The sequence below is a fragment of the Idiomarina sp. MD25a genome, assembly GCF_001870515.1.
Taxonomy (GTDB): domain Bacteria; phylum Pseudomonadota; class Gammaproteobacteria; order Enterobacterales; family Alteromonadaceae; genus Idiomarina.
In genome coordinates, this window is sequence record NZ_MDGT01000001.1 from 190,064 (window position 1) to 208,416 (window position 18,353).

15 protein-coding genes, 2 tRNA genes and 3 rRNA genes are annotated in these 18,353 nt (G+C 47.7%); 8 read left to right on the forward strand and 12 right to left on the reverse strand.

The features are described 5' to 3' along the window. Nucleotides 1-6: 6 nt before the first annotated feature. The 6 genes from BFR57_RS00895 to BFR57_RS00920 all read right to left on the reverse strand — a co-directional run bounded on the left by BFR57_RS00895 (nt 7) and on the right by BFR57_RS00920 (nt 6,030). Nucleotides 7-543 (reverse strand): cytochrome b, encoded by a 537-nt coding sequence (locus tag BFR57_RS00895; RefSeq protein ID WP_071462207.1) that lies wholly within the window; start codon nt 541-543, stop codon nt 7-9. A 223-nt stretch (nt 544-766) separates the two neighbouring features. Beyond that, nucleotides 767-882: ribosomal RNA gene (rrf, locus tag BFR57_RS00900) — 5S ribosomal RNA — on the reverse strand. A gap of 103 nt (nt 883-985) precedes the next feature. Then, nucleotides 986-3,870 (reverse strand): 23S ribosomal RNA (locus BFR57_RS00905). A 242-nt stretch (nt 3,871-4,112) separates the two neighbouring features. After that, nucleotides 4,113-4,188, reverse strand: a tRNA-Ala gene (locus BFR57_RS00910). Nucleotides 4,189-4,346: 158 nt separating this feature from the next. After that, nucleotides 4,347-4,423 (reverse strand) — tRNA-Ile (locus BFR57_RS00915). 64 nt (nt 4,424-4,487) lie between these two features. Then, nucleotides 4,488-6,030: ribosomal RNA gene (locus BFR57_RS00920) — 16S ribosomal RNA — on the reverse strand. Together the 16S, 23S and 5S rRNA genes with 2 tRNA genes alongside form the textbook arrangement of a ribosomal RNA operon. A gap of 467 nt (nt 6,031-6,497) precedes the next feature. Between BFR57_RS00920 and trmA the strand changes: the two genes are divergently transcribed. Then, nucleotides 6,498-7,604, forward strand: coding sequence for a tRNA (uridine(54)-C5)-methyltransferase TrmA (gene trmA / locus BFR57_RS00925; RefSeq protein WP_071462208.1), 1,107 nt, complete (start codon nt 6,498-6,500; stop codon nt 7,602-7,604). Here trmA and BFR57_RS00930 read toward each other — a convergent pair. The 3 genes from BFR57_RS00930 to efp form a co-directional block, all read right to left on the reverse strand. Beyond that, nucleotides 7,601-8,011, reverse strand: coding sequence for a MerC domain-containing protein (locus BFR57_RS00930; RefSeq protein WP_071462209.1), 411 nt, complete (start codon nt 8,009-8,011; stop codon nt 7,601-7,603). The genes trmA and BFR57_RS00930 overlap by 4 nt on opposite strands. A gap of 78 nt (nt 8,012-8,089) precedes the next feature. After that, entirely contained in the window at nt 8,090-9,049 is a 960-nt protein-coding gene (epmA, locus tag BFR57_RS00935) for an EF-P lysine aminoacylase EpmA (RefSeq protein WP_071462210.1), read from the reverse strand. A gap of 5 nt (nt 9,050-9,054) precedes the next feature. Beyond that, nucleotides 9,055-9,624 (reverse strand): elongation factor P, encoded by a 570-nt coding sequence (gene efp, locus BFR57_RS00940; RefSeq protein ID WP_006954335.1) that lies wholly within the window; start codon nt 9,622-9,624, stop codon nt 9,055-9,057. A 111-nt stretch (nt 9,625-9,735) separates the two neighbouring features. Between efp and epmB the strand changes: the two genes are divergently transcribed. Beyond that, entirely contained in the window at nt 9,736-10,758 is a 1,023-nt protein-coding gene (epmB, locus tag BFR57_RS00945) for an EF-P beta-lysylation protein EpmB (protein ID WP_071462211.1), read from the forward strand. Nucleotides 10,759-10,769: 11 nt separating this feature from the next. Continuing rightward, a complete protein-coding gene (locus BFR57_RS00950) occupies nt 10,770-11,090 on the forward strand; it encodes a hypothetical protein (protein WP_071462212.1) in 321 nt (106 codons plus the stop codon). Here the strand turns inward: BFR57_RS00950 and BFR57_RS00955 are convergent. The 3 genes from BFR57_RS00955 to BFR57_RS00965 all read right to left on the reverse strand — a co-directional run bounded on the left by BFR57_RS00955 (nt 11,065) and on the right by BFR57_RS00965 (nt 13,712). Further along, a complete protein-coding gene (locus tag BFR57_RS00955; RefSeq protein WP_083404980.1) occupies nt 11,065-11,598 on the reverse strand; it encodes a DUF3016 domain-containing protein in 534 nt (177 codons plus the stop codon). The genes BFR57_RS00950 and BFR57_RS00955 overlap by 26 nt on opposite strands. A gap of 132 nt (nt 11,599-11,730) precedes the next feature. Then, entirely contained in the window at nt 11,731-13,374 is a 1,644-nt protein-coding gene (groL, locus tag BFR57_RS00960) for a chaperonin GroEL (RefSeq protein WP_006954339.1), read from the reverse strand. Between the two features lie 47 nt (nt 13,375-13,421). Continuing rightward, complete coding sequence (locus BFR57_RS00965; RefSeq protein WP_006954340.1) at nt 13,422-13,712, reverse strand: co-chaperone GroES; 291 nt, start codon at nt 13,710-13,712, stop codon at nt 13,422-13,424. A 141-nt stretch (nt 13,713-13,853) separates the two neighbouring features. Between BFR57_RS00965 and cutA the strand changes: the two genes are divergently transcribed. From cutA to accC, 5 genes are all read left to right on the forward strand, one after another. Further along, nucleotides 13,854-14,177, forward strand: a complete 324-nt coding sequence (gene cutA / locus BFR57_RS00970) for a divalent-cation tolerance protein CutA (protein ID WP_040487585.1) — start codon at nt 13,854-13,856, stop codon at nt 14,175-14,177. After that, nucleotides 14,174-15,880 carry a protein-disulfide reductase DsbD gene (locus BFR57_RS00975; protein ID WP_071462213.1) on the forward strand — a complete coding sequence of 569 codons (1,707 nt, stop codon included), beginning with the start codon at nt 14,174-14,176 and terminating at the stop codon, nt 15,878-15,880. Before cutA ends, BFR57_RS00975 begins: the two co-directional genes overlap by 4 nt. A 155-nt stretch (nt 15,881-16,035) precedes the next feature. Further along, nucleotides 16,036-16,506 carry a type II 3-dehydroquinate dehydratase gene (gene aroQ, locus BFR57_RS00980; RefSeq protein ID WP_040487587.1) on the forward strand — a complete coding sequence of 157 codons (471 nt, stop codon included), beginning with the start codon at nt 16,036-16,038 and terminating at the stop codon, nt 16,504-16,506. Nucleotides 16,507-16,526: 20 nt separating this feature from the next. Beyond that, on the forward strand, nt 16,527-16,982 hold the full coding sequence (gene accB / locus BFR57_RS00985; protein WP_071462214.1) for an acetyl-CoA carboxylase biotin carboxyl carrier protein: 456 nt from the start codon (nt 16,527-16,529) through the stop codon (nt 16,980-16,982). A 20-nt stretch (nt 16,983-17,002) separates the two neighbouring features. Continuing rightward, complete coding sequence (accC, locus tag BFR57_RS00990; RefSeq protein ID WP_071462215.1) at nt 17,003-18,352, forward strand: acetyl-CoA carboxylase biotin carboxylase subunit; 1,350 nt, start codon at nt 17,003-17,005, stop codon at nt 18,350-18,352. Nucleotide 18,353: the final 1 nt, after the last annotated feature.

Consider the following 18,353-nt stretch of genomic DNA (forward strand, 5'->3'; position numbering starts at 1 on the left):
TTCCTCTTAAGGTTTTATCATTCGAATAAGTGTTGAACGTTTATCAATAAAATGATGCTTTAATGCCATAACGCCATGACCTAGGGCTAGGATCACTAATACGTAAGCGGCATATTCATGAATGGTTCCTGCCCATGTTGCTTGTTGCTCTATCTGAAACGGCAACGCGGGTACGTCAAACCAGTCAAAAAAGCCGATAGGTTTACCTTCACCAGTCGAGATTAGATAACCGCTAAAAACAACCGCGAGTAGACTGATATAGAGTAGTAAGTGACCGAGTTTTGCAGCTCTTTTCTCGAATGCAGAACCATCGATTGTCGGGGTGCCTTTTACAAACCGCCAAACAACTCTAAAAAGGGTGATAAAAAGTACCAACAAACCCAGGGACTTATGCCACCAAGGTGCTGTTGTGTACCAATTAGAGTAATAGGTGAGGTCTACCATCCACCAGCCGAGCGCAAACAGCCCAAATACAAGCAGGGCACTGATCCAGTGAATGATGATCATTAGGGCATCATAACCTTTACACCCTGCTTCTTTCATATTTCCTCACTATTTCACTGATATGTTGTTGCGTGATATATGAATAATAGTATGGATATATAGAAATAAAAGCAGCGAATTTAGGATATAACGTTCGATTTATTTGTAGCGTGCGCCTTGGGCGCACGGGGCGGTGTGGATTGTCGCGCACAATGCGCGACGTGCGTCTGGCGAGCAGGCATAAAAAAACCCCAGCCGCTTGGCTGGGGTCATTCTATTTGAAGTCTGGCGGTGTCCTACTCTCACATGGGGAGACCCCACACTACCATCGGCGCTGGTATGTTTCACTTCTGGGTTCGGAATGGAGCCAGGTGGTGCCATACCGCTATGGCCGCCAGACATAAACTGTCACAACATGGATTCGGCTGATTGTACTGCCACTCTCTTATTCAACTCGATAAAGCGTCTTACGTGCTCAACAAGCAAACACCTTGGGTGTTGTATGGTTAAGTCTCACGGGCCATTAGTACGGGTTAGCTCAACGCCTTACAACGCTTCCACACCCCGCCTATCAACGTCGTCGTCTGCAACGACCCTTCAGAGCACTTAATGTGCTAGTGAGAGCTTATCTCGAGGCTCGCTTCCCGCTTAGATGCTTTCAGCGGTTATCGATTCCGAACTTAGCTACCCGGCAGTGCCACTGGCGTGACAACCGGAACACCAGAGGTTCGTCCACTCCGGTCCTCTCGTACTAGGAGCAGCTCCTCTCAACTCTCAAACGCCCACGGCAGATAGGGACCGAACTGTCTCACGACGTTCTAAACCCAGCTCGCGTACCACTTTAAATGGCGAACAGCCATACCCTTGGGACCGACTTCAGCCCCAGGATGTGATGAGCCGACATCGAGGTGCCAAACACCGCCGTCGATATGAACTCTTGGGCGGTATCAGCCTGTTATCCCCGGAGTACCTTTTATCCGTTGAGCGATGGCCCTTCCATTCAGAACCACCGGATCACTATGACCTACTTTCGTATCTGCTCGACGTGTCTGTCTCGCAGTTAAGCTGGCTTCTGCCATTACACTAACCGTACGATGTCCGACCGTACTTAGCCAACCTTCGTGCTCCTCCGTTACTCTTTGGGAGGAGACCGCCCCAGTCAAACTACCCACCAGGCACTGTCCCCACACCCGATAAGGGTGCTAGGTTAGAACATCAAACATACAAGGGTGGTATTTCAAGGATGGCTCCACACCAACTAGCGCCAGTGCTTCTAAGCCTCCCACCTATCCTACACATGTAGGTTCAATGTTCAGTGCCAAGCTGTAGTAAAGGTTCACGGGGTCTTTCCGTCTAGCCGCGGGTACACTGCATCTTCACAGCGATTTCAATTTCACTGAGTCTCGGGTGGAGACAGCGTGGCCATGGTTACACCATTCGTGCAGGTCGGAACTTACCCGACAAGGAATTTCGCTACCTTAGGACCGTTATAGTTACGGCCGCCGTTTACCGGGGCTTCGATCAAGAGCTTCGCTTACGCTAACCCCATCAATTAACCTTCCGGCACCGGGCAGGTGTCACACCCTATACGTCCTCTTTCGAGTTAGCAGAGTGCTGTGTTTTTAATAAACAGTCCCAGCCACCTGGTCACTGCGACCACCTTCAGCTTACGACGCGAAGTCTTCACCAAAGGTGGCGTACCTTCTCCCGAAGTTACGGTACTATTTTGCCTAGTTCCTTCACCCGAGTTCTCTCAAGCGCCTTAGTATTCTCTACCTGACCACCTGTGTCGGTTTCGGGTACGGTCAACATGTACCTGAAGCTTAGAGGCTTTTCCCGGAAGCAGGGCATCAATGGCTTCGTACCCGTAGGTACTCGTCTCGTTTCTCGGCCTTAAGGGTCCGGATTTGCCTAAACCCTCAGCCTACTAACTTTCACCAGGACTACCAACGCCTGGCCCACCTAGCCTTCTCCGTCCCCCCATCGCAGTACATGTCGGTACAGGAATATTAACCTGTTTCCCATCGACTACGCGTTTCCGCCTCGCCTTAGGGGCCGACTTACCCTACCCTGATTAGCATGGGATAGGAAACCTTGGTCTTCCGGCGTGCGGGTTTTTCACCCGCATTATCGTTACTCATGTCAGCATTCGCACTTCTGATACGTCCAGCATGCTTCTCAACACACCTTCATCCGCTTACAGAACGCTCCCCTACCCAGCACATAAATGCGCTGCCGCAGCTTCGGTGTATGGCTTAGCCCCGTTACATCTTCCGCGCAGGCCGACTCGACTAGTGAGCTATTACGCTTTCTTTAAAGGGTGGCTGCTTCTAAGCCAACCTCCTAGCTGTCTATGCCTTCCCACATCGTTTCCCACTGAGCCATAACTTTGGGACCTTAGCTGGCGGTCTGGGTTGTTTCCCTCTCCACGACGGACGTTAGCACCCGCCGTGTGTCTCCCGGATAGTACTCTACGGTATTCGGAGTTTGCATGGGGTTGGTAAGTCGGGATGACCCCCTAGCCCAAACAGTGCTCTACCCCCGTAGGTATTCATCCGAGGCTCTACCTAAATAGATTTCGGGGAGAACCAGCTATCTCCGGGCTTGATTAGCCTTTCACTCCTAACCACAAGTCATCCCCTAATTTTTCAACATTAGTGGGTTCGGTCCTCCAATTGATGTTACTCAATCTTCAACCTGCTCATGGCTAGATCGCCCGGTTTCGGGTCTATACCTTGCAACTCAACGCCCAGTTAAGACTCGGTTTCCCTACGGCTCCCCTATKCGGTTAACCTTGCTACAAAATATAAGTCGCTGACCCATTATACAAAAGGTACGCAGTCACCCCACAAGGAGGCTCCTACTGCTTGTACGTACACGGTTTCAGGTTCTATTTCACTCCCCTCGCCGGGGTTCTTTTCGCCTTTCCCTCACGGTACTGGTTCACTATCGGTCAGTTGGGAGTATTTAGCCTTGGAGGATGGTCCCCCCATATTCAGTCAAGATAACACGTGTCCCGACCTACTCGTTTTCACTCACTATGCGCCGTCACATACCGGGCTATCACCGTCTATGGCTCTGCTTCCCAACAGATTCTGTTAACGCATTGTCAGCTTAAGGGCTGCTTCCCGTTCGCTCGCCGCTACTAGGGAAATCTCGGTTGATTTCTTTTCCTCCGGGTACTTAGATGTTTCAGTTCTCCGGGTTCGCCTCCAGGCACCTATATATTCAGTGCCGGATACTCTGTAAACAGAGTGGGTTGCCCCATTCGGAAATCCATGACTGATAACGACTCTTACTGTCTCGTCATGGCTTATCGCAAGTTAGTACGTCCTTCATCGCCTCCAACTGCCTAGGCATCCACCGTGTACGCTTAGTCACTTAACCATACAACACCTAAGATGTCTGCTACGCAGAACCTCGTGCGTTGTATTGCAACTAAGATTGTTTGTTCTCGCTGTACACTTGTAAGATACGCCTCTACCAATTTGAATAAGGTTCAAGTAGAGTGGCATTTCATTACTTTATTACAATCAGCTTGTCCATGTTGTTAAAGAGCATGTAACGCAAAGTTACCGGTAAACATTCAGCTTTGAACGCTTAACGCTAACATCGCTATAGAGAAGAAGTGGTGGAGCCAAGCGGGATCGAACCGCTGACCTCCTGCGTGCAAGGCAGGCGCTCTCCCAGCTGAGCTATGGCCCCACAGACCGCAGGTCTGTCGGCACGTCCRACAMAACCCGAAAAGTACTTTCACAATAACGAATTAATGTGAAATGTTTTTGAGTGGCTGACAAGGCGGGAAAAACCGAAGCGTAGACTGCTATGCGAGGTTTTTACCAACGCTGTTCAGGCGCTCAAAATGGTGGGTCTGAGTAGACTTGAACTACCGACCTCACCCTTATCAGGGGTGCGCTCTAACCAGCTGAGCTACAGACCCAGTTTTCTTCTCTATTCATCAAACCAAGCAATCTGTGTGGACACTTACATCCATAAGCGAAGTGTAAGGAGGTGATCCAGCCGCAGGTTCCCCTACGGCTACCTTGTTACGACTTCACCCCAGTCATGAACCACACCGTGGTGATCGTTCTCCCGAAGGTTAAACTAACCACTTCTGGTGCAGCCCACTCCCATGGTGTGACGGGCGGTGTGTACAAGGCCCGGGAACGTATTCACCGTGGCATTCTGATCCACGATTACTAGCGATTCCGACTTCATGGAGTCGAGTTGCAGACTCCAATCCGGACTACGACGCGCTTTATGAGATTCGCTTACCTTCGCAGGTTCGCTGCCCTTTGTACGCGCCATTGTAGCACGTGTGTAGCCCATCCCGTAAGGGCCATGATGACTTGACGTCGTCCCCACCTTCCTCCGGTTTATCACCGGCAGTCTCCCCAGAGTTCCCACCATTACGTGCTGGCAACTAAGGATAAGGGTTGCGCTCGTTGCGGGACTTAACCCAACATCTCACAACACGAGCTGACGACAGCCATGCAGCACCTGTCTCAGTGTTCCCGAAGGCACCAATCTATCTCTAGAAAGTTCACTGGATGTCAAGGGATGGTAAGGTTCTTCGCGTTGCATCGAATTAAACCACATGCTCCACCGCTTGTGCGGGCCCCCGTCAATTCATTTGAGTTTTAACCTTGCGGCCGTACTCCCCAGGCGGTCAACTTAGTGCGTTAGCTGCGTTACTCACGTCTTAGTGACACGAACAACTAGTTGACATCGTTTACGGCGTGGACTACCAGGGTATCTAATCCTGTTTGCTCCCCACGCTTTCGTACCTCAGCGTCAGTCTCTGACCAGGTGGCCGCCTTCGCCACTGGTATTCCTTCCAATATCTACGCATTTCACCGCTACACTGGAAATTCTACCACCCTCTTCAGGACTCTAGCGTGCCAGTTCAAAATGCAATTCCCAGGTTGAGCCCGGGGCTTTCACATCTTGCTTAACACACCGCCTACGTACGCTTTACGCCCAGTAATTCCGATTAACGCTTGCACCCTCCGTATTACCGCGGCTGCTGGCACGGAGTTAGCCGGTGCTTCTTCTGTGGCTAACGTCAATTCAGCAAGCTATTAACTTACTGACCTTCCTCACCACTGAAAGTGCTTTACAACCCGAAGGCCTTCTTCACACACGCGGCATGGCTGCATCAGGCTTGCGCCCATTGTGCAATATTCCCCACTGCTGCCTCCCGTAGGAGTCTGGGCCGTGTCTCAGTCCCAGTGTGGCTGATCATCCTCTCAGAACAGCTAGGGATCGTCGCCTTGGTGAGCCATTACCTCACCAACTAGCTAATCCCACTTGGGCCCATCTCTAGGTGTGAGGCCCGAAGGTCCCCCACTTTGGTCCGTAGACATTATGCGGTATTAGCCACCGTTTCCAGTGGTTGTCCCCCGCCTAGAGGCAAGTTCCCAAGTATTACTCACCCGTCCGCCGCTCGTCAGCAAAGAAGCAAGCTTCTCTCTGTTACCGCTCGACTTGCATGTGTTAGGCCTGCCGCCAGCGTTCAATCTGAGCCATGATCAAACTCTTCAATTAAAAGTAGTTCAATCAACTCAATGAATTACGTGTGTTTGCTACCTCAGTAGCTAGACACTCATTCAAAAGTTGCAATATTTTTTGTTGCTTACTTTTGCAAGTGCCCACACAGTTTGCTTGGCTTGATAATTTGTTAAAGAGCGTTTCTCAGCAGCCTTGCTGCGAGAGGTGCGTATTCTACACACCGTCAGTTTTCTGTCAACACTTTTTTGAAAAAAGATTTTTTAGAAAACTTATGTTTTCGGCGACTTCGTTGTCTGCCTCAAACGTGGGGCGTATTTTAGACATTTATCTCCGCGGGTCAAGGGCTTTTTTTAACTCCTTTGTTCGTTTGCGCAGATTCTCATCAAATGTAAATAAACCCAACACAATCAAGCATAAATTTGCCTAATAAGTCAGCAATACCGCACTCACGCGGCAAAAATGATAAACTAATACCCATCAATTTAAAGCAACACGTATTAGCCATGACCTACAAAACAATCGATACCTCCGAATACCCGGCGCAATTCACCGATAAGTCGAAACGACTACAGCAGCTATTATCCCCCTACTATAAGGGAGAAGTGGAGCTGCACGAGTCACCTCGCACTCATTACCGTATGCGTGCAGAGTTTCGCGTTTGGCATGAACAAGATGACTTGTACTATATTATGTTTAATCCCGAAACGCGGGAGAAGATCCGAATGGACGAGTTTGTTCCAGGCGCTCGTCTTATTAATACCTTGATGAAAGCCGTCAGAGACTATGTCATCGATAAACCGATCTTAAGGAATAAGTTGTTCCAGGTCGATTTCCTAACCACCACGACTAATGAAGCAGTTATCTCATGCTTATACCACAAGCAATTAGATACAGAATGGGAAGAAGCCGCTAAGCAAATGCATGCGGCACTGTCATCATTAACTGTCAAGCTTGGACTCATAGGCCGCGCACGGAAACAAAAACATGTCATCGGAACCGATGAAGTAGTCGAGTGCTTGAATATCGGTGATCGTGATTGGAAAACCGTGCAAACCGAAAATGCATTCACCCAACCGAATGCCGAGATCAACAAGCAAATGATAACTTGGGCAATAAATAGTGTAGGTACATCTAAACACGACTTGCTCGAACTGTACTGCGGTAACGGTAACTTCACTCTGCCGCTCTCAACGCAATTTGAACACGTACTTGCTACCGAAATCAGTAAACGGTCAGTAGCTTCGGCTCAGCTCGCTACCGAAATGAACGGAATCAATAATGTTGAGTTTGTTCGCATGTCATCGGAAGAATTCAGTGAAGCACTCAAGGGTGATGTAGAAAAGCGACGTTTGCAGAATATCGACCTAACGAGCTACGACTTTGGAACCGTCCTTGTCGATCCGCCTCGCGCAGGCTTAGATGATCTTACACTTGATGTAGTGAGTCAGTACCAACGGATACTTTATATATCTTGTAATCCAGAAACACTGATACGGAATATAGACGATCTGAGCGATAAGTTTACTGTTACAAAAGCGGCTTTATTCGACCAGTTTCCTTACACACACCATATCGAAGCCGGTGTATTATTAGAACGAAAAACAGGCTAGATATTTTCGGCTTCAGCGAGGGGTGTACTTGTTGAAGCCGTTAATTTACGTGAACGACGTAAATTACTAATATGAGCGTAGATAATTAAACCAGCGCCTACTGCGATAATCACCGGTTCACCCCATGGGCCAAGTACATCACGTTGAGAATATATTAAAGCGCCAGCTAACAGGGGTAGTAGCAACGACCATTTACCATGCTGTTTTGCTCCGCCGATCAATGCCGTTAAGCCAACCACAACACTGATACCTAAAATCGCATTTTCGAGAAGGTCTTCTCCGAGAAAAGAAAAACCAACGAGTGCCAATAGAGGCAGGATCAGAGGCAATAACAAACAGTGAATAGCACACACAGTGGTAATCCAAATACCAGCGCGATCCAATTTTTGTTGCTTTGAATAAGTCATAAGCCCCCCTTCACTACGATTAGTCTGTTATATTATAACATACGCAACGTTGTAGCAAGCGAGATCATTATATAATCACTAAGCAGACTGATAGGAGAACGGTAACACCTGGTCAATAGCGTCAGCATTAACCACAATCATTAAAAGACGATCAAACCCCATAGCGACGCCAGCACACTGGGGGAGTCCATGCTCAAGCGCTGCCAACATTAAATTGTCGGCGGAACGATAAGGGAGTCCAGCAATCTCTCGCGCTTGAATATCCAGTTCAAACCGCAGTGATTGCTCTGACGCATTTGTGAGTTCTAAATAACCATTAGCGAGCTCAATACCGTGCCAATAAATTTCAAATCGGCGTGCCACCCGCGGATCTTCTGAGTCAATTTGGGCTAATGCAGCTTGGCTGGCAGGAAAATGCGTGATAGCCGTAGGCTTTGAATAAGATAGCCGCGGTTCGATATAAAAGTTAAACGCAACTTGCAGTATAGTATTTTCATCTCGTTCATCCGTCATCCATTCTCGTGTACGCTCATCCTCTTTTAGCCGCTGATGAATAGCCTTTATTCCAACAGTTGTTAGCGGGTCACACTGCATATGTCGCAAAAAGGCATCTTGATACGTCAACTTTACTAGGGGCGGTGCACCAGCAACTGCCATTAATAGCTCATCAATCTCAGCTATCAGTTGGTCATCGTCTAAACCCACTCGATACCATTCCAACATCATAAACTCAGGGTTATGGTGACGACCCACCGGATCATCTCGTACTACATGACTTAACTGATAAATGCTATGTCGGTATTGGGCCAACAAACGCTTCATCGCATATTCGGGGGAAGTTTGAAGATAACGTAGGTTGTTTCGACTATCGCGCGTACTGAGGTTTTCAATATGGCGGTCGGTGACACCGTGCTGACATAATAGTGGTGTATCGACTTCTAAAACATCGCGCTCGAAAAAAAACGAACGAAGTTGCCGCAACAACTCCGCTCGTTTCTTTAATACGTTTAACGTGGCTTTTGAACGCCAGTCAGACATAGTATTTACTTCTGCACGCGTGAAACATATTCGCCTGAGCGAGTATCCACTTTAATAACTTCACCAATTTGCACGAACAATGGGACACGCACTACTGCACCGGTGCTTAGCGTTGCAGGTTTACCACCTGTACCGGCAGTATCACCTTTTAACCCTGGATCGGTTTCAGTAATCTCCAACTCAACGAAATTAGGTGGTTGTACGTTAATCGGGTTACCTTCCCACAAGGTAAGCGTACATACGTCTTGCTCAACCAACCACTTTTCAGCTTCACCGACGGCTTTTGCATCCGCAGCAACTTGCTCAAAAGTTTCATTGTTCATGAAGTGCCAGAACTCACCGTCGTTATAAAGGTATGCCAACTCCAGTTCAATTACATCGGCGCCTTCCACAGACTCGCCCGACTTAAACGTTTTCTCAACGACTTTACCGCTGATTAGCTTACGGATTTTAACACGGTTAAACGCCTGACCTTTACCTGGCTTAACCATCTCGTTTTCAACGATAGAGCATGGCTCACCGTCTTGCATGATCTTTAAGCCACCTTTGAATTCGTTGGTGCTGTAATTCGCCATAAATTTTGTATCCTTGTTTCTCAATACAACTTGATTGCCGCAATAATAAACCAATCCAAGCAGATTTTCAGGTAAAATAATGACATTAATTGTCAAATAGGGAGTCGTGCAGTGCAAACCCTTGAAGTATCAACGCGCGATGAATGGCAGCTCGAATTGGCTAAAAGCTATAAAGATCCGCGCCAGCTGCTTACAACATTAGGGCTCGATCCCAGTGCATTCAACGAGCACCTCGAAGCAAAAAAATTGTTTTCGTTCCGTGTGCCGCGGCCCTTTGTCGAGTTGATGGAAGCTGGAAACCCACAGGACCCTCTCCTGCGACAAGTGCTACCCCTCGCTGATGAATTCACAGTAACGCCAGGGTACAGCACTGACCCGCTTAATGAAGTGACCGACAAACGTGAGCATGCAGTTCCCCAAGGTCTACTTCATAAGTATGCATCGCGTGTACTACTTCTGGTTCAGGGGGCATGCGCTATAAACTGTCGCTATTGCTTTCGTCGCCACTATCCCTATGCGGATGATGTATTACCGCGTAAGCAGTTTGACGAATGTGTCGAGTACGTTCGTCAGCATCAAGAAGTGAATGAAGTCATTTTAAGTGGCGGCGACCCGCTGTTTGCCAATGATGGATACCTCATCGAACTCGCCGATAAATTGGCCGAACTAAAACAAATAAAACGGTTGCGCATTCACTCTCGCCTGCCGGTGGTATTGCCACAACGTTTAACCGAACGTCTTGCCTCGCATTTAACCAAGCGCTTCGAACAAGTGATATTGGTAATACATGCCAACCACGCTAATGAAATCGGAAGCTCACTTAAAAAGCATTTAACGCCGTGGCGACAACGTGGTATTACATTACTGAATCAAAGCGTATTACTAAAATCAATCAATGACGACGCAGACTCACTCTCGCAACTCAGCGAAAGGCTTTTCGATGCGTCTGTGTTACCCTATTACCTACACCAACTCGACCCGGTTCAAGGAGCTGCGCACTTTGCCGTCAGCGACGCACGCGCACGTGAGCTTTGGCGACAGATTAATGCCAGACTGCCTGGGTTTTTAGTACCCAAGCTCGTTCGCGAAATTCCTAACCGTGACAGTAAAACACCCATCATGCCGAGCGAATGAGGAACCTAACGATGAGTGAAGCAATTGATCGCGTTGACAAGCAGTTACAAGAACACCTTCGCGTGTTGTACCGCCAAGTTGTAGACGCTGACCAGTATTTAGATGACTTAAGAGAGCAGGGTAAAGCTAAGTTTGACAGCATTTTTGTTGAACAGACAGCCTTCGATACCAAAGGTAACCGCTTTCAGCCGTATCTCCAGGAAGTGACAAAGAACGTAGAAGCGTGGCAACTGGAGCGTGACAATGAGGAATTGTTGAAAACCATTGTCGAGCAACTCCAGTTACTAACAGAGACGTTGGCTCGGCTTAAGCAGATCCGCCAGGCTGGTTAACCTTAATTTGCTCGGAGAAGGTTTGCTTAAACCAATCTTCGAGCATCTTATGCTCATAGTAATTAATATTACGTTGTCGCTTAATCGACGCCATACTGTCCATATCGAATCCCATGTCTTTCACAACAACAGAATCCTCTTTAATGACCTGTCCTTGCGCGTCGGTTAACTTGTAAGTCAAATTCATGCGGGGAAAATCAATAGGCCGTACAACCCGAATATATGATGTCGCGCTTTGTCCATAAGTAGGCTCGACACGTCCAGTTAAGTCGACATCGGTGACCGTCACATCAAAAGTCTGGCCTTTTGGCAATAAACTAGCCAGCTCTTTAAATTTCTCAGTAAAGTCTTCTTTTGTCTTTTCTTGGAAACGCGACTCAATGCCCGTGGCTGGCGAAAAATCAGTGTACTTCTCGACATCCTTGAACGTTACTTTAGCCTCACCCGCAAGCACAGACGTTGCGATAAGTGATAGCGGAATCAACGATGTAACCAATATCCTTTTCATAATCACCTCCATAGGTAATTGACTCACAAGATTTGACTACAATATAACCAAAAGATTCCCTGATTACACAAACAAACAAAAAAAGAGCCCCGCAGGGCTCTTTTTTAAGTGTTCATGAAGTTGAACGGCAGATTACATCATGCCGCCCATACCGCCCATGCCACCCATGTCGCCCATACCGCCAGCAGACTCATCGTCCTTTGGGATTTCGGCAACCATTGCTTCGGTCGTGATCATCAATGAACCAACCGATGCAGCAAATTGCAGTGCAGAGCGAGTTACTTTAGTTGGGTCAAGGATACCCATCTCGAGCATGTCACCGTAGGTGTCATTACCTGCGTTGTAACCGAAGTTACCTTCACCTTCACGTACACGGTTTGCAACAACAGACGCTTCAGCACCCGCGTTGTAAGCGATTTGACGTAGTGGTGCTTCCATCGCACGTAACATCATGCGAATACCTACATTTTGTTCTTCATTGTCGCCGGTTAATTCCGCTAGCTTGCTTGCAGCGCGAACCAAGGCAACGCCACCACCCGGTACAACACCTTCTTCAACCGCAGCACGAGTTGCGTGCAACGCGTCTTCTACTCGAGCTTTCTTCTCTTTCATCTCAACTTCAGTTGCTGCGCCAACTTTAATTACCGCAACACCGCCAGCGAGTTTCGCAAGACGCTCTTGTAGTTTCTCACGGTCGTAATCAGATGAAGTTTCTTCCATCTGTTGTTTGATTTGCGTGACACGGCCTTCAATCGCAGCGTCATCACCGTTACCATCAACAACAGTGGTGTTGTCTTTGGTAATAACAACACGTTTAGCAGTACCCAAGTCTTCGAGCTGAGTTTTCTCAAGCTCCATGCCGATTTCTTCAGAAACGACCGTACCACCGGTCAATACCGCGATATCTTGTAGCATGGCTTTACGACGGTCACCGAAACCAGGTGCCTTAACAGCCGCAACTTTTACAATGCCGCGCATGTTGTTAACAACCAAGGTCGCCAACGCTTCGCCTTCAACGTCCTCAGCGATAATAAGCAATGGCTTACCTGCTTTCGATACGCCTTCAAGTACAGGCAGTAATTCGCGAATGTTCGATACTTTCTTATCAACCAACAAGATGAATGGGTTGTCGAGTTCAACAGAGCCGCTTTCTTGATTGTTGATGAAGTAAGGAGACAAGTAACCACGGTCGAACTGCATACCTTCGACAACATCAAGCTCGTCTTGCAGCGCTTGACCTTCTTCAACGGTAATAACGCCTTCCTGACCGACTTTATCCATCGCCTTAGCAATGATTTCACCAATGGTGCTATCAGAGTTAGCTGAGATAGTACCTACTTGTGCAATGGCTTTGCTGTCAGCGCAAGGTTGAGAGATCTTCTTCAGTTCTTCGACAGCCGCAGTAACTGCTTTATCGATACCGCGCTTCAGATCCATTGGGTTCATACCCGCTGCAACTGCTTTAACGCCCTCGTTTACGATAGCTTGTGCTAAAACCGTTGCAGTGGTTGTACCGTCGCCTGCTTCGTCGTTAGCTTTAGAGGCAACTTCTTTAACCATCTGAGCGCCCATGTTTTCGAACTTGTCTTCAAGCTCGATTTCTTTCGCTACAGAAACACCATCTTTAGTGATGGTTGGTGCGCCGAATGATTTATCTAGAACAACGTTACGGCCTTTAGGACCTAAGGTCACTTTAACCGCGTCTGCAAGGGTGTTTACACCTTTCAACATTCTTTGACGCGCGTTATTGCCAAATTTTACTTCTTTTGCTGCCATTTTTTGATTCCTCTTAACTGTACTCTTAGAGACTGTTTAGATTCGGCTTACTCTTGGATAGCCAAGATGTCGCTTTCGCTCATGATCAGGTATTCTTCGCCGTCAATTTTTTCAGTCTTAACGCCGTACCCTTCATTGAAAAGCACTTTGTCACCCACTTTAACGTCAAGTGGACGTACTTCACCGCTCTCTAAGATGCGTCCGTTGCCAACAGCAACGACTTCACCACGCGTTGATTTTTCTGCTGCTGAGCCAGTTAGAACGATACCGCCTGCCGATTTCGCCTCGACTTCGATACGCTTGATAATGACTCGGTCGTGTAAAGGACGAAGTTTCATTTCTCGATAACTCCTTAACCTATTGTTGTTGATAAAACCCACTGAGTGGGCGTTTAAATTTAGTCGTGACCTTTAAATGGGGTATGATTTTCTGTTATCAAGGTTTGCAAGAAAATTTTTTTCATCATATTCGAGGTGAACATGACTACCCCCATCCGCATGGTTTACACCACTACCGACGATGGCGAAGTTGCTGATAGACTAGCCAAAACAATGATTGAGCGACGTCTAGCCGCCTGCGTAAAAATCGTGCCCAAGGTGAGTTCTTACTATCGCTGGGAGGATAAAGTTCAGTGCGACAGCGAATACTGGTTGGTGATTAAAACCCATCATTGGCAGGTCGCAAACCTTAAGCAGTTTATCAGCGAACAGCACAACTATGATTCACCCGAGTTTATCGTTACAGAAATCGTTGATGGACTTGAGTCTTACTTGGACTGGGTTGAGGTACAAACCAAACCATGAAAAAAATATGTTCGACTTTCTTACTTGCTTTCGTTGGTTGGTGCTTACTCACCACCAGCGCACTTGCTCAGAACAAAAATCTATTCAACCAACAACCTGAATTTTTACCCGTTGACCAAGCGTTTAAGGTTCAAGTTATTAGTGAGCAACCTCTTACCTTTGGTATCGAGATCCAGCCCGGCTATTACTTATACCAGCACGCATTTAAGCTGACGCCCAAGTCGGCGTTAACTCGGCCTGTCGACTACCCACCTGCGGAGTCACACATCGATGAGTTCTTTGGGGAGAGTCAGATTTATCGCAACTACGTCGAACTGACCTATGCACTGAATACTGATGTCAACGAGGTGACCTTTCATTTCCAAGGCTGTGCCGACGCCGGCTTATGCTATCCGCCCGAAACACGCACTATTGGTGTCCAGAGTAATACCAATGAGTCATCCAATGCGCCGCCTAGCGCTGCAGCCGCCAACTGGCAAATCCAACACGTTGATATCGCCACTTTGGGACTTTTCTTTTTACTCGGTATCGGACTCGCCTTTACTCCGTGCGTATTCCCAATGTACCCAATCATCTCGGCGACAGTGGTAGGCGATAGACCGAAAACACTTAGAAATCTCGTATTTCTTGCCTTCATTTATGTACAGGGAATGGCTATCACCTATTCGTTGCTAGGACTTATCGTCGCTTCAATGGGGATGCAATTTCAGGCTTATTTCCAACACCCCGCAATCATTGGCACTTTAGCGATCGCCTTCGCGATTTTTGCAATAAGCATGTTGGATATCATCAATCTGCAACTTCCGTCGAGTTGGCAGTCTCGTTTAGACCAAATCAGCAGAAAACAAAGCGGCGGCCGTATTGCCGGTGTTTTTTCTATTGGTGTGATTTCAGGATTAGTCGCTTCACCTTGCACGACCGCTCCACTCAGTGGGGCATTGCTATTCGTTGCGCAAACAGGCGACTGGCTCTCGGGCGCAGTTTTACTCTACGCGCTGAGTTTAGGCATGGGTTTGCCGTTAATTATATTTGCCGCATCAGGTGGACGGTTATTACCAAAGGCCGGCGCTTGGATGAATATCATCAAGCACTTGCTCGGCTGGTTACTATTAGCTGCTGTGGCTTTCTTATTAGAGCGCCTGTTTAACGACACAGTAAGCTTCTTTTTATGGCTTACTTACTTTGTCGGTCTAGCGGTGTATATGGGACGACATATTAACGATCTGAAGCATCCGTTAAGCCGCGCTTTACTCTACCTCCTGGTAACGGCGACAGCCGTCGCTGGTAGCTATTGGCAAGTCGATAAATATTACGCCGTTAAGCAGGCCCACGGTTTTTTCACTCAGGTTGAAACGCGAGCAGCGCTTGAGCAACAGCTGAATAACGCACGCCAATCTCAGCAGTGGGTGATGGTCGATCTTTATGCTGATTGGTGCGTTGCGTGCAAGGAGTTTGAGCAATATACCTTTTCACGCCGTTCAGTACAGCGTGCACTTGGCGAGTTTAAAAAGTTGCAGATAGACGTCACGGCAAATACCGCGGAACACAAGCAACTACTCAGCGACTACCAAGTACTGGGGTTACCAACGCTTTTATTCTTCTCCCCAACTGGCGAGGAGCTCAAGCAGTGGCGTGTAACCGGCTTTTTGGATGAAGATGCGTTCAATGAACATTTACAAAAGATGAAAGACACTGCAAACTAGAGTTTGCGGCGAAAATCGCTGATAAGACCAGTATTTTACTGCAAACTAGCATAACTCAACTATAATGCAGAAAGTTTTGTCAAAATGGCGGTTAAATTGTACTGAACCGCCATTAATCTTTGACTTTTAACATGTTCGTAACTTTTGGCGGCAATATGCAAAACACTTCTCGACAAAAAAAGCATATTTTGGTTTTAAACGGCCCTAACTTGAACTTATTAGGAAGCCGTGAGCCCAATATATACGGACATGAAACGCTTAAAGATGTTGAACAGTTACTTCAAACACAAGCGAATACGCTCGATGTAACGCTCGAGTGCAAGCAAAGCAATCGCGAATATGAACTGATCGAATGGGTACACGCAGCGGCTAACAAATCCCAGATGATCATCATTAATCCGGGCGCATTCGCGCATACCAGCGTAGCGCTAAGAGATGCATTGCTTGGCGTGGGAATACCTTTTTACGAAGTACACATCTCCAATATTTATCGTCGCGAAGCGTTTCGACATCACTCATATTTGGCAGATATAGCCGAGGGTGTCATTAGCGGCTTCGGGATTTACGGTTACGAGCTGGCGTTAGCTGCGGCTAATCGGCTCATCGATTCAACTCTAGAAAAATAAATTAGAGGTTAAACAGCACCATGGATATCCGCAAGATTAAGAAACTCATTGAGTTAGTTGAAGAATCGGGCATTTCGGAATTAGAAATTACAGAAGGCGAAGAGTCTGTTCGCATTAACCGTTACAGCCCGCAACCAGCGCAAGCACCTATCCAATACAGTGCCGCGCCTCAACAAGCAGCCCCCGCACCGGCAGCACCGCAAAGTTCTGACAGCGCGTCCGCTGAGTCAGAGGAGATTTCAGGTCATATCGTTCGCTCACCAATGGTCGGTACGTTCTATGAGGCACCCTCGCCAGACGCAAGTCCATTCGTGACTGTTGGCTCACGCGTTAATGCAGGCGATACGCTGTGTATCGTTGAAGCGATGAAAATGATGAACCAAATCGAAGCGGATAAGAGCGGCGTTATCAAGCAAATCTTGGTCGAAAACGAAGAACCCGTTGAATTTGATCAACCTTTGTTCGTCATTGAGTAAGACTAAACCGGGAACGCATCATGTTAGATAAAGTGGTCATAGCAAACCGCGGTGAGATTGCACTTCGCATTCTGCGCGCGTGTAAAGAGCTAGGCATCAAAACGGTCGCTGTTCATTCAACGGTTGACCGTAACCTAAAACACGTCTTATTAGCGGACGAAGCGATATGTATCGGTAAAGCGCCTGCAACTGAAAGTTATCTCGATATTCCGAGAATTATCAGTGCCGCTGAAATTACCGACGCCGCCGCTATTCACCCAGGTTACGGCTTTCTTGCTGAAAATGCTGATTTTGCTGAGCAAGTTGAGAAGTCAGGTTTTGTTTTCGTGGGTCCTACGGCAGACGTGATTCGCTTAATGGGCGATAAAGTATCAGCTATCAAAGCCATGAAAAAGGCGGGTGTACCTTGTGTACCGGGTTCAGACGGCCCGTTGGACGATGACGATGAGCGCAACATTAAATTGGCAAAACGCATCGGTTATCCAATTATCATCAAAGCCGCTGGCGGTGGCGGCGGTCGTGGCATGCGCGTTGTGCGTCAAGAGAGTGAACTACTCAGTGCTATCCGCATGACTCAAAACGAGGCGCGTGCAGCTTTTGGTAATCCGGTCGTGTACATGGAGAAGTTTCTTGAAAACCCACGTCACGTTGAAGTGCAAGTATTGGCTGATGGGCAAGGTAATGCGGTTCATTTAGGTGAGCGTGATTGCTCCATGCAGCGTCGCCACCAAAAGGTGGTTGAAGAAGCCCCTGCACCAGGTATTACACCAGAAATGCGTAAATTCATTGGCGAGCGCTGTGCCAAAGCCTGCATCGAAATTGGCTATCGTGGTGCAGGTACCTTTGAGTTCTTGTACGAAAACGGTGAGTTCTACTTCATTGAGATGAACACTCGTATTCAGGTTGAGCACCCCGTTACCGAAATGGTGACAGGTATTGATTTGATCAAAGAACAGCTACGTATTGCTGCGGGTCGTCAACTCTCCTTCAATCAAGAAGATGTCGTGATTCGCGGGCATGCCGTTGAGTGTCGTATCAATGCGGAAGATCCTGAGACGTTTGTCCCTTCACCGGGCCAAATTACTCGGTTCCACTCACCCGGTGGGTTTGGTGTGCGTTGGGATTCACACGTATACACCGAATATAAAGTGCCACCGAACTATGACTCAATGATTGGCAAGCTAATTACCTACGGTGAAAACCGTGACATCGCCATTGCTCGTATGCGCAATGCGTTGAATGAGCTGATTATCGAAAATATCAAAACCAATATTCCATTGCAAAAGTCCATCATGGCTGACGAAAACTTCCAACACGGTGGTACGAACATCCACTATCTTGAGAAGAAGCTTGGCCTTGGGGGTCACTAAA